Below are 12402 nucleotides of genomic sequence, written 5' to 3'. Positions count from 1 at the left end.
GTAATGCTAGAAACCGGCAGCAACAGAACAGACTTTTACTTTAGCATGGTTTTAATAGCCGGTAAAGCTTCTTGCTTGATGGTTGAATGTTGGGTTATTTCCCAGAGGCTTTTCTGTTGGTCTTTCATGGCCAGTGTGCTTACAATCCAGCTTTGGGTCCAGCCGGTTAAGGTACCCCAGGCGCCCCAGCCCGCATCGGCGTTAGAAGCCCAATATTCCCAGCGTTTGTAGTCAAAAGCCCGGAACCAGGCACCATCCAGATCGGGGTGGGTTTTACTTTGCACCTGTATGCGCACCAGAAAATCCGCAATTTTACTTACCGCATCGTGGTACTTTTTATCGTTGGTGGCGGTGGCAGCTTCGTTTAAAGCAAAAAAAGCAAAGTTGGTGGTGTATAACATATCGGCTACTTCGTCGCCGTTTTCGGCAATTAAGGGTGCTTCGTGCTTACCGTAAGCCGCATTGGTTTTAGTAGCGCCGTACTGTCCCGAACCCGCCGCGCCTAATTCTTCCCGGATAGCTCCGGATGCATCTAAATTCTGAAGTAACCGATCGGCCACAGTAGCCAGCCACTGCCGGTGTTGGGGCGTATCTTCTACCCGTACCAACCAGGCTAGCGGCAATATCATGCGGGCTCTTTCCTGCTGAATACCGTTGGTCCATTTCCAATCCGGATATTTTTCCATGGTAATGGCAATGGCCTTTTTGGCCTGGTCGAGCAATGGTTTGTAGCCGGTTTTATCGTATAACCACAAGTAACAAGCCCACATCCAGGCTTCAAAATGCGGATGCGGATTAATAACCGTTCCTTCCTGCACGGCTTTCAGTCCTTGCTTATTTATTTTTGTATCGTCGAGGCGTGGCCCCCGGAAACCATTTTTACCGGTAGTCCGGAAGTTACCCAAAATAGCTTCGGCAATATATTGGTTCCAGCGATTGTCTTTTAAGCCCGCAGCAGCCCCCATGGCACCTAAGATTACGCGGGCATTGTCGTCGCCGTAATACACGTGCGGGTGGGTAGTAGCCCAGCCCACCAGGCCATAAGAAACACTGTTTTTGTCGTTGCGACTACCAGCGCGTAAATTAGATGTCTTAAAAATATAATCGAGTAAGTTGGCAGCTACTTCGTTGTTTTTACGGCTAGGATCGTTTACGGTGGTTAAGGCAAAGGCTACCTCGGCATTACAATCGGCGCGCATCCAGTAACGGTATATTTGCGAACCATCGGCCTGAATACGCGATAGATGCCCTTCCAGTACGCCCAAAGAACCGTCGCCGGACGGTAAAGATAAATCCATGGGCGGCCCGGCCACATCCAAGCCATTGCCTTGTCTTTTCAGAAACAGGGCTTCCCAGGTAGGATGCACAAAAAAGCGGCCGTTATAAAACCAGTCTACTCCTTTTTTCATGGCCTGCTGGGTAGCATTGGCGGGCAGTTTTTCCTGGGCATTAAACATGGGCGCCACTTGCAGCGGCCAATTTTTAAAGTTCCATGGCGTAGTTGGGGCCAGCCACGAGAAAATATGCTCCCAAATGGGGCGTAAATGATCCATCGGGCCAAAACGGCCGGTAATAGAATTGCTTAATTTAGTGGTAGCTACCAAGGTGTTGTTATGCACAAATAACAACGGGTACGTTTCTACGTCAGAAATACCGTACTGCGCCTTATCAAAACCGGCTACTTTGCCCACTACCAATAAAGCCTGCTTACTGTTTGCTTTTACCACCGAGCTGTTATGAATGCCAATCAAGCTCAGCGAATCGGCTCCTTTTATTTTACGGGTGGTAATAATGCCCCGCTCCAGTTGGGTATGCAATAAAGAATCGGTAACGGGCAATTTAGGGGTAGTAGCCGGATACTCTACATACAACTTTAATTTTTTGCGGTTGGCTTGCGCCCATACTTGGTCGGGCAAACTTACTTTTTTCTCAGGATACCCGCCAGCCAGAAACAATACGCCACTTCCTTTTTTTGCTGCTTTAACGGCCTCCAACGGATTAGCATACAATTTATACGTATAATTATTTGCCTCCAGAATAGCCGTAATATCATTTTTACCTTCAGCGCAAATAATAATTTCGTCGCCGGTCTTAGCTACCGCCGGGCGTCCATAAAAACTAAGAAGAACTAATAACAGGAAAATTTTAATATACCCTGAACGCATGTTATCTGGAAGTAAGTAAGTGGTCAGTTTTAAGTAAGAAGTAATAAGTTTTTAAAATATTCGCTTTTAGTTCTATGCATAAATAAGTAGTGTAGGGTTATTTTATCCTGTTACTTAAATATTTAAAGCAAATAATGGTTTGTACAGCCGCGGGTGCCGGCAATTAAACCCAACACCTGTTATTTGGAAATTTATTAGCCGGAACACCCTTACAAAAAGTACTTATTTTGTGTTGTAAAAATGGCATTCATGGCTACCCGGGCCGGATGTTTTTCCCGGCAGGCATTTAATCCAAGCAGGCGCTTATCTAATTTTTTTCGGGCCAGTGGGTTTCAATGCCCTGCGACCGCACCAGACGCTGGAAATCTTCGAGCATGGATTTTTGCTCGCGCACGGCCCGTGGTATTACTTTTTTATCCAGCGCATAGCTCACCAGCATGCCCACCGATTCGCCGATGCTCCACTCTACCGGGTGCAACCGGTAACAACCATTGCTCAGGTGGGTAGTACCAATATTTTTATTCGCGGGCAATATATTTTCCATGCGCTGGGGAATTAAGGCCCCTAACGGAATCTGGAAAGGCAAAGAACCAAAATCTATATAATTATCGCCGCCACTGCTGGGGTGCAGGTCGATGTGGTAATACCCCACGCCTACGCTGTCGTAGAAATCCGGGGCAGTATTGCCGGTTTTTTTACCGGTAATTAAAGCCCGGTTTTCGGCGCCTACGTGTTCTTCTTTTACGGTAAATAAGGCTTTAATGCGGCGCGCTTCGCGTACGTACGGATATTTGGCCAGTCCGTCGGCGGTGCCCATGATATCATTCCGTAACCGTAACCCGGCCCAGCCTTGTTTGCCGTCCGGACGTGGGGCCTCGGTCTGTAGCCAATACAGCAGCGATAAACTTAACTGTTTGGCGCGATCTACGTGTTTTTTAAATTCTTTCTCGCCGCTGGTTAAGTTGCCCAGAAAATAATCGTTTTGCGGCCAGTTTACAATGGTAATATCGCCGGGATAAAAACCAGGTGTAAAATTATCTTTGTTAATAATGCGGCGGTAGTTCCAGAGGTTTAACATATCGCCGGTTTTTTCGCCCAGCGGGTGAAACCCAAGGTTTTTAGGTTTTAAAGTTCTGGGGTCAGAATAATCCAGGTCTAATAATTTACCAGCCCAAGGTGTTTTCATTTTAGGGGTAAAATCCCGCCAGAAATTATATTCTTTGGGTTTATCGATAATGTTGTTGGCTCCGGGCACGTAATCTATGGCATAACAAACCGTAAAAGCCTGGTGGTTATCCGGGGCCGCTTTTTCCGGCGCGTGCAGCTCACCGGTTTCCTGGCGCGACTCGGCTCCGGTTACAAACTCAGTGCCGGTTAAAGGCAATAAATCACCAAGTTCGGTAGCATCCACAAAATACGGGGCGGTAAGTACGGCTTCGTGGCCGCTACGCTGGTCTACGGCTTTTAATGCGCGTACTTTATTCCCGGTAACATCGGCGCTTACCACTTTGTGCTCCAGCAACAAGGTTAACTTTTTAGCACTAATGTAAGGGGCCAGCATTTGGTGTAAAACCGCCAGCGCCACACGGGGCTCGTGGCAAAGTTTAGAAACGGTTCCGTCGCCGGGGTTTAAATTTTTGCGGCTTTTAGCAGCTTCGGTTAAAGGATAATTCCGGATATAATATTCCCGCACGGCTGTCCGGAAATCACGGTAAAGTTTGGTAGCTCCGTGGGTTTCTATCCACATGTGCTCATCGGGCGGTACACCTTGCTGGGTAATCTGGCCACCAATCCAATCGGTTTCTTCGGTTAAGATTACGGTTAAATTATTCCGCAAGGCCCCCAAAGCGGCAGCACACCCACCCAGGCCACCGCCGGCAACTACTACATCGGCGGCATACTCCTGACGGCTTTTTTTAGCGCTAAAACTTCCGGCGGCAGCCTGCGCCGTACCCGGCAAGCTAATTAAACCGGCCGAAGCAACAGCGCCGCTGCCTGCCGATAAGAGTTGAATAAAATTTCTACGCTTCATTTATACGTTAAATTATAAGCTACTTTTAGTTGGTAATTTTTGGCAATATCAGATTGCTTTGGTAAGTAATAAAAGAATCTGGTTCCGATTAAGAAAAAAATATACCTGCGCCACCGTTTTAAACCGGGGCGCAGGCATTATTCAAAAATTTTAAGTGCTTACCAACCCGGATTCTGGCTCAGGTTGGTATTAATATCTCTTTCGGTTTGCGGCACCGGCAACAATTCCAGTTTAGGGTACCAGAAGCGTTGTTCGCGGGTAAAACGCAAACTTTCCTGCCCGTTATAATTTGGAATATTATTTAAATCGTGTACCGGCGTTAATTTAAAGTTAGGCGTTGGCGGCATGGCCGTTGGGCTTTTGGCAATACCCATTACCTGTTGCGGCATTACTACTTCGGCAATTCCCCAGCGCCGGACATCAAACCACCGGAAACCTTCCATGGCTAACTCGGCTACGCGCTCGCGCCGGATAAGCTGGCGCAATTTATCCTGGCTGGTTTGGATGGTTGCTTCTACTTCGGGTTGCCCGGCCCGGCGGCGCACCAGGTTAATGGCCTGAACCACCGAGGCATCTATTTGGTTTTGCTCTATTTTGGCCTCGGCGTAGGTAAGCAATATTTCGGCGTAACGCATTAAAATAAAGTTTACGTAAGCGGCAAAGGCATTTTCGTTGGTTTGGGTGTACTTGGCGTGCAGCAAGCCTACCCCACTTTTAGCCGGACCAAAAGCATTGTCAAAATCGGCATTGGCTTTGGTGGTCCAGGTACCATCGGCGTTCCGGAACGAGGTGGTATTTTTATAAACATCGTACACCAGGGTATTTAAATTCATGCTGATGGTATCGCCCGGCATGGCTACAGTATATTTTAAGCGCCGATCGCGGTTTACGCGCGGGTTGTTAGGGTTGTAAACCGCCGATTCGTCGATGCGTTTGCCATCGCGCGCTTCAAACATATCTACGAGGCGCTGTTGCGGGAACCGGCCCGACTGCCCGCCGGCGGCGCGGGAAATACTACCCAATGGCACCCAGTTCTGGTTAGGTGCATCGGCGTTGGTATACAAAATTTCCCACATAATTTCTTTACCGGCATTGGGTTCCTGCCCGGCTTTGGTAAACAAATCCTGGAATTTAGGATTTAAGCCTAAGCCTGCATTGTCTATTATTTGCTTTGCGCTTTCGGCCGCCAACGGATATTCTTTGTTGTACAAAGCCGTGCGGGCTTTAATACCCAACGCAATGGCTTTGCTTACGCGGCCGCGTTGGGTAGGCGCCCAGGCCAATACCTGGCTAGCGGCATCTAATTCGTCGTAAATAAATTTAATAATATCGGCTTTGGGCGCACGCACCTGGGTATAAAATTCGCTGGGCACCAAAGGTTTGGTAATTAAAGGCGCATCGCCGAACATAAAAACCAGATAGTGGTAAGCCCAGGCCCGGAGTACCCGTGCTTCGGCCTGCATGCGGTTATAGTTGGCTGCCGAAACTTTATCTTTGCCTTTTTCCATGCCTTCGATCATGGTATTGGCCCGCTGAATGGTGGTGTAAGCCAAACGCCAGATACTGGCTGCCTGTCCGTTGAAGGTATCAAAGTTACCTTCGCCTAAGTCTACAGCCCGCATCAAAGCAATATCGGTCCAACCATCCATCATCGACTGGTAAGCCGTGTTACCGGTGTTCCAATAAACCGATTTATAAACGGCGTTTAAGCCGCCGTTCATTTCGGTTTCGTTGTTAAAAAACTCGCCGGTAGCCGGGGCATCTAAAGGTGCTTCGGCCAGGTAATCTTTACACCCCGGCACTACTGTTAAGGCCAGGCATAAAGAAGCTATATATACAATTTTACGTTTCATTATTTTATAAATTAATATTAATGCCCAGGGTATAAGTTTTCATGATGGGGTAGAACTCGCCGCCGGTATCAATTTGTTCGGGGTCGAAGCCGGGGAAGAACTTATCCCAGGTAACTAAATTCTGACCGCTTACATAAATCCGGGCCGATTTTAGTTTTACTTTACTTGCCAGGCTGGTAGGTAAAGTATAGCCCAATACCAGGTTTTTCAGGCGGAGATAAGCGCTGGATTTAATCCAGTAAGAAGAGGCATAATAATTATTCGGGATACTGTTGTTCGTCAGGCGCGGGTAAGCGGCACCGGTGTTTTCGGGTGACCAGAAATCTTCCTGGTATTTAAACATGGTACCCTGGAAACTGGCCGAGTAAAAAGGCTGTGAGCCGGTACCGGACAAATAATTATCGCGTTTACCTACGCCCTGGAAGAAAGCCGTCAGGTCTAAGCCTTTCCACTGTGCTCCCAGGTTTAAGCTGTACTCGTAACGCGGGAAATTATTACCCAAAATAACCCGGTCTTTTTCGTCTATTCTACCATCGGGCACCCCGTTTGGTCCGCTTACGTCGCGGTATTTAATATCTCCGGCCGCAGAGTTGGCGGCCAGGTATGGCGTAGCCGGGTTGCCATCGAGGGCGTTGAATTCTTTTACTTCTTCGTTGCTCTGGAACAAGCCATCGGCAATGTAGCCGTAGTAAGAGTTATAAGCGTAGCCTTCGCGGGTAATTTTAGAACCGCTAATCTGGTCGGTGCCGCCGTTATCAATAATTTTGTTTTTAACATCCGATACGTTTACCTGTACCTGGTAATTAAAATCATTTATTTTATCGCGCCAGCCTGCCGATAATTCCCAGCCTGTGTTGCGCATGATGCCTACGTTTACAAACGGTGCGGTCAGGCCCACGTAACTCGGAATGGGCACCACTTGCAGCATATCTACAATTTCGCGCCGGAAATAATCAGCGGTAAGGGTTAAGCGGTTGTTCAGAAAAGCCAGGTCGGCACCCACATCCAATACTTTAGAAGTTTCCCATTTTATTTCGGGGTTAGCGGCCACCGTTAAAGCGTAGCCGGCGTTAACGGCATTGTTGAAATAATAATTATAGGCCGCGCCCGATTGGAACAAGGAATAGGTAGGATAATAATCCTGGGCACCGCCCCGGGCAATGGCCTGGTTACCCAAAGAACCATAAGAACCGCGGATTTTGGCATCGTTTACAATATTGGCAATGCCGCTCCAGAAATTTTCCTGCGATAAGCGCCAGCCCACCGATAAGCTCGGGAACAAAGCCCACCAGTTATTTTCGCGGAACCGGGACGAAGCATCCCAGCGACCGTTTAACTCCAACAAATATTTTTCGTCGAAATTATAGTTCAGGCGGCCGTACGCCGAAACCATTGCGTACCGGTTTTCGCCGCCGCTCAAGGTTTGCCCGTTGGGGTCGCCGCTATCCAGGTAAGGCCGGTCGGGCGATAATAAATTTTGCCGCGACACATTAATATTGGTAGAGCGGAAATCTTCGGTACTAAAACCACCCAATACGGTAAAGTTATGTTTTTGCAGGGCTTTGGTGTAAGTAGCCTGCGCCCGGAATAAATTCTGATAATTTTCAGAAGTGTTTTCGGTCAGGGAATTTAACGCAGGCCAGGGCCGGGCAAATACCAGGGTATTGTTGCTGGGCTCGGCATTATAAATCTGATACTGGTCGGTAAACTGGCGCAAATGACCGGTATAATAATTAGCGCTATACGTACCTAATATTTCTAAGCCTTCGATGGGCTTGTACGTTAAAGTACCTTTAATAATCCGGGAATCGGTAATGCTGCGGCTAAAACCGCCATCCTCGGCCTGGGCCGCCGGGTTAGCATTCGACCACCCTTCGCCCCACTCGCCGGTATTGTAACGGCCCGGCACAATGGCTGGCAAACCCAGCATATACCGGATAATGGCGGTTGGGTTAGATTGGCCCGGCCACAAGCGGTTAGACCGGTTTAGAACCAAATCCATAGAAGCCGATAATTTTTTGCTTACGGCCACGTCGGTATTAAAGCGCAAGTCGGTGCGTTGGTAATCGGTGTTGGCTGTTAAACCATTCTGGTCCAGAAAAGTGCCGGAGGCAAAAATTTTCACCCGGTCGGTTCCCGCCGAAACATTCAGGTTGTGGTTTTGCATCATCCCATTGTTGGTTAATACCAGATCTTGCCAATCGGTATTAAAACGGGTAAAATTATCGGGTCCCGAGGCCTCGTAAGCCGCAATTTGCTGCGTAAATGCCGGCTGTAAGCCGCTATTGGCCTGGGCAATATCCCAGTAACGCATGTGCTCCAGGGCATTTACCTTTTCGGGCATATCGGTTGGCGTTTGTTTGGCCAGGTAAGCGTTATAGCTAATATTTATGCCTTGCTTACCGCGCTTGGTAGTAACTAATATTACTCCGTTAGCAGCCCGCGAACCGTAAATAGCGGCCGCCGAGGCATCTTTTAACACCGAAATACTTTCGATATTATTGGGGTCGATGGCATCTAAGCTCATTTCTACGTTATCAACTAATACCAGCGGGTTAGAACCGGCATTAATCGAACCAATACCCCGAATCCGGATAGCCCCGGCATCGCCGCCCGGTACCCCCGATTGCTGCGTTACCGTAACGCCGGGTGCCGCACCTTGCAGCGCCAAAGAGGTAGAAGCTACCTGGCGTTTGGTTAGGGCTTCGCCGTCTACCACTGCTACCGAACCAGTTAAGTTTACTTTCTTTTGGGTACCATACCCCACCACTACTACTTCGCTCAGGGCTTTGGAAGATTCCTGTAAAACAACTTTTAATTCAGTGGCGCCACTGGCCGTTACTTCTTTCGTTTCGAAGCCCACAAAGGTAAATACCAAGGTAGCGTTAGCCTGGCTTACCGCCATCTGGAAACGCCCTTCGGTATCGGTGGCAGCGCCATTTGCCGTACCTTTTTGCAACACAGTTACACCGGGTAAGGCCGCGCCATTGGCATCGGTAACCCTACCCCTAATGGTCTGGCTTTGCCCCACGGCCGTAGCTCCCTGGCAAATAATAAGCATGATTACGAGCAGCCAACTCAGTAACCACCTTTGAGTAAATGATTTAGGCATTGTTTTAGGGATTAATGGTTATAAAAGGTGTAAAATATTTTTACTAAAGAATCTATATGCAAGAAGCGGTTTAGCCTCTTATAAAATGGCTGAAATCGCAACCATTGTGTTTGTTTTCACCAGCGCATAAGTCTGGCAAAAGCTTTAGAATTGGTGGTGATAACACCAATAGCGCCCGATTCTTTTTAAAACCGAAATACGAAACAGCTTCCAACATAAAATCGGTACCGGAATAGCGGTTAATATTAGCCAGCATCAAAATACCATCTAGCAACCAAATATTGCGATATAATTTCCCAGCTCCTCCTTTCGACAATATTTATTAATGCCAAAAGGTTTTTTTAACCAACTGATCTGGCTTAGTAATGTCTGCCGGATTTAGCCCCCATTATTTAAGCGCCATCGCTGTTATATCTCGATTTATACCCGTTCAGGCTGAAAAATAAAATATACATGTAACAGGCAACCGGTACCATAAAAGCAATTGCCCAGGTAGCATGGTCTTTTAATAAACCCTGGCCATACGAGATAACGGCCCCACCCACAATAGCTGTAGATAAAATGCCGGATGCCTGGGTTGTGAACCGGCCTAAGCCGTTTACCGACAAAGAAAAGATAATCGCAAACATAACGGAATTGCAAAACCCAACCGCAATCATCGACCAGATGGCCACATAACCGGTAGCATTTATGGAAATGATTACCAAAGTTATAGCCATTACCGCGCAAGCCGCCAGCACAGAAGCCGGACGTAAAATTTTAAGTAAATAAGCGCCAATTAAACGTCCCACCAGCATACTTCCCCAATAAAAAGCCACGTAAGTGTTTGCCTGTTCTTCCGGCACCTGCAGCGTATCAGAGATGTAATTCGTCAGGAAGGTTCCTATCGAAACTTCGGCGCCCACAAAGGCAAATATTGCCCAAGTACCAAAATTCAGATTCCGGAAAGAGAAGATACTTTTTTGGTCGGTGGGAGCCGCATTATTTTTAGCCGGAGCGGCCGCGGTTACGACCGGTAGCTTTAATTTATAAACCACCACGGCAATAGCAATGAGCATCAGCGCAATGCCAATGTACGGATACTGCAAAGCCTGGCTGGATGAAGCCGACTCAGAAAGCCGGGACAAAATAAAATGTGCACCAAACAACGGCGCCGCCGTAGTGCCAATTGAACCCACCGCCTGAATTAAAGTTAACCGCGAAGAGGCGGTCCGGGCCGGACCCAAAACGGTAATGTAAGGATTGGAGGCCACTTGTAATACCACAATACCAATGGCCAGAATAAACAAGGCCGCTAAAAACAATTCGTACAGGTGCAACCATGAAGCCGGCAAAAATAATAATGCGCCCACTGCGGCAATGGCAAAACCCAGCACCATGCCATTTTTATAGCCAATCCGCTCTACAATTTTTCCAGCCGGAAAAGACATCAGGCCATACGTCAGGAAAAAGTAAAACTGCACGAGCGATGATTGGGAATACGTTAAGGTAAACCCTTTTTTAAAGAAAGGAACCAGGGTATCGTTCAGGCAGGTAATAAACCCATTCATGAAATACAACACCGCCAGCGCCACCAGCGCCGGGGTGTAATTTGTATTTTTTTGGTCTGCGGGTTCGGCCAGAACTACCGGTTGCAGCGGTGCATTTGCCATATTATTTTTCCTGCAAGGTTAAATTAGGATATTTTTGTGCAATGGCTTCCAGGGTTTTCCAGCTTTGGTACAAACCGCGGGGAATATGAAAACAGCCTTTCCATTTACCGCCTTTTAAAGGCAACAATACTTCGCCCTGGCGGTTCAGGTAACCAAACCATTCGCCATTTTCAGGATCGGGGAAGTGCTGCCAGGTATAATTATGTAATTTCTCGAACCATTGCCAGCACCGTTCGTCGCCGGTGTGCCAGTAGCCTTTGAGCAACGTTACAATGGCTTCAATGTGTACCCACCATAATTTCTGGTCCCACTCCAGTTGCTGCGGCGGATAACCTTTTACATCCAGAAAATAAAAAATACCGCCGTGTTTTTGGTCCCAGCCGTACTCCAATAACTGAATGGCAATATCTACCGCTTTTTTAATAAGTGCCTGGTCGTTGCGGCGGGTAGCTAAATCCATAATAAACCACATGGCCTCTAAACCGTGCCCCGGATTTACCAAACGACCTTCAAAAGAATCAGAGAACTTACCTTCGGGAGTTACATTTTCCAGAATCAGGCCTAAGTCGGGTTGGTAAAACACCTCCATTACCGTTTGGATACCTTTCTGGATGGTGCTTTCTACCAATTCGGGAGCCAGCAGGTGCTCCATCTCCAGTACCAGGTTACACAAAATCATGGGCAAGGAAAAGCCCTGCAACGGCCGCGTACCCGGATAAGCCTTGGTATAAAGACCTTTGGGATTCTCTTGCCGGCGCAAAATCCGGTGAAAAGTCTCTACGGCCAGTTGACCATAAGCTTTATTATTGGTAGCCTGGTAAAGCTGACCAAAACCCATAGCGGCAAAGCAATCGGAAAAAATATTATACGGCTGCATAAGCGGTTTGCCTTCGCGGGTTAGCGAAAAGTACCAGTTGCCTTCGGCATCCTGGCCGTGGGCTTTCAGAAATTCTGCCCCCTGAATAGCCAAGTCCAGCCACTCCTGTTTTTTCTCGACCTGATTGTAGAGCATGGCAAAGCACCACACCTGGCGGCCCTGCAACCAAATAAATTTATCGGTATCGAAAACTTTTCCTGTCTGGTCCAGGCACGTAAAATACCCGCCAAACTCCGTATCAGGAGAGTGCTTCAGCCAAAACGGAATAACATCTTCGAGTAAGTTTTCTTTGTATAGCTGCGCGTAATCTTTTATAAGCATTGCGTAGGATTATTTGTATTTGTATAAGTAAAAAACAGGTATTTACCTCCGGCATTGGTCCAATGCCCAGACGCTACAATTCAGGAGAAATCTACATCTCAATTACCCTACTTCACTCTACTTATTGGTATATAGCCAACCAATCTATAGAAGTTAAACAAGTAGCATCGCCTTAAATGTTGTTTCAAATAAGGAATTATTTTAACAAACATCAAAACTTTTTTAAATTATTTTTTAAGTATATTTAAAACAACAATCTTAAATATTGACACATTTAAAAGCCACCTGCTATTAAATTTTAACCTTAATCTCCAAACTATTGATATTAATTCAGCAAAACATCTACAAATTTAAACTAATTGTAAATTCGCAAAAATTAAATATATATTA

At 47.1% G+C, this 12402-nt stretch carries 7 protein-coding genes; all 7 read right to left on the bottom strand.

Annotation, left to right across the window (positions count from 1 at the left end):
• Window positions 1-35 precede the first annotated feature (35 nt).
• Window positions 36-2165, bottom strand: coding sequence for a hypothetical protein (locus ACO1R6_RS19425; RefSeq protein WP_486266758.1), 2130 nt, complete (start codon window positions 2163-2165; stop codon window positions 36-38).
• Between the two features lie 307 nt (window positions 2166-2472).
• Window positions 2473-4197 carry an FAD-dependent oxidoreductase gene (locus tag ACO1R6_RS19420; protein WP_486266757.1) on the bottom strand — a complete coding sequence of 575 codons (1725 nt, stop codon included), beginning with the start codon at window positions 4195-4197 and terminating at the stop codon, window positions 2473-2475.
• A gap of 158 nt (window positions 4198-4355) precedes the next feature.
• On the bottom strand, window positions 4356-6050 hold the full coding sequence (locus ACO1R6_RS19415) for a RagB/SusD family nutrient uptake outer membrane protein (RefSeq protein ID WP_486266756.1): 1695 nt from the start codon (window positions 6048-6050) through the stop codon (window positions 4356-4358).
• Window positions 6051-6054: 4 nt separating this feature from the next.
• A complete protein-coding gene (locus ACO1R6_RS19410; protein ID WP_486266755.1) occupies window positions 6055-9162 on the bottom strand; it encodes a SusC/RagA family TonB-linked outer membrane protein in 3108 nt (1035 codons plus the stop codon).
• 70 nt (window positions 9163-9232) lie between these two features.
• Complete coding sequence (locus ACO1R6_RS19405; RefSeq protein ID WP_486266753.1) at window positions 9233-9478, bottom strand: hypothetical protein; 246 nt, start codon at window positions 9476-9478, stop codon at window positions 9233-9235.
• Window positions 9479-9554: 76 nt separating this feature from the next.
• The gene (locus ACO1R6_RS19400) at window positions 9555-10814 is read right to left on the bottom strand and encodes a sugar MFS transporter (RefSeq protein ID WP_486266751.1); all 1260 of its coding nucleotides are present in this window, start codon (window positions 10812-10814) and stop codon (window positions 9555-9557) included.
• Between the two features lies 1 nt (window position 10815).
• On the bottom strand, window positions 10816-12012 hold the full coding sequence (locus ACO1R6_RS19395) for a n-acyl-d-glucosamine 2-epimerase (RefSeq protein WP_486266750.1): 1197 nt from the start codon (window positions 12010-12012) through the stop codon (window positions 10816-10818).
• Window positions 12013-12402: the final 390 nt, after the last annotated feature.

This window comes from Adhaeribacter sp. (assembly GCF_057359045.1).
This window is presented reverse-complemented; position numbering and strand designations above follow the sequence as displayed.

Coding starts and splice junctions, on each gene's coding strand:
- ACO1R6_RS19425 (WP_486266758.1), bottom strand. CDS start 2,165: ATGCGTTCAGGGTATATTAAAATTTTCCTGTTATTAGTTCTTCTTAGT.
- ACO1R6_RS19420 (WP_486266757.1), bottom strand. CDS start 4,197: ATGAAGCGTAGAAATTTTATTCAACTCTTATCGGCAGGCAGCGGCGCT.
- ACO1R6_RS19415 (WP_486266756.1), bottom strand. CDS start 6,050: ATGAAACGTAAAATTGTATATATAGCTTCTTTATGCCTGGCCTTAACA.
- ACO1R6_RS19410 (WP_486266755.1), bottom strand. CDS start 9,162: ATGCCTAAATCATTTACTCAAAGGTGGTTACTGAGTTGGCTGCTCGTA.
- ACO1R6_RS19400 (WP_486266751.1), bottom strand. CDS start 10,814: ATGGCAAATGCACCGCTGCAACCGGTAGTTCTGGCCGAACCCGCAGAC.
- ACO1R6_RS19395 (WP_486266750.1), bottom strand. CDS start 12,012: ATGCTTATAAAAGATTACGCGCAGCTATACAAAGAAAACTTACTCGAA.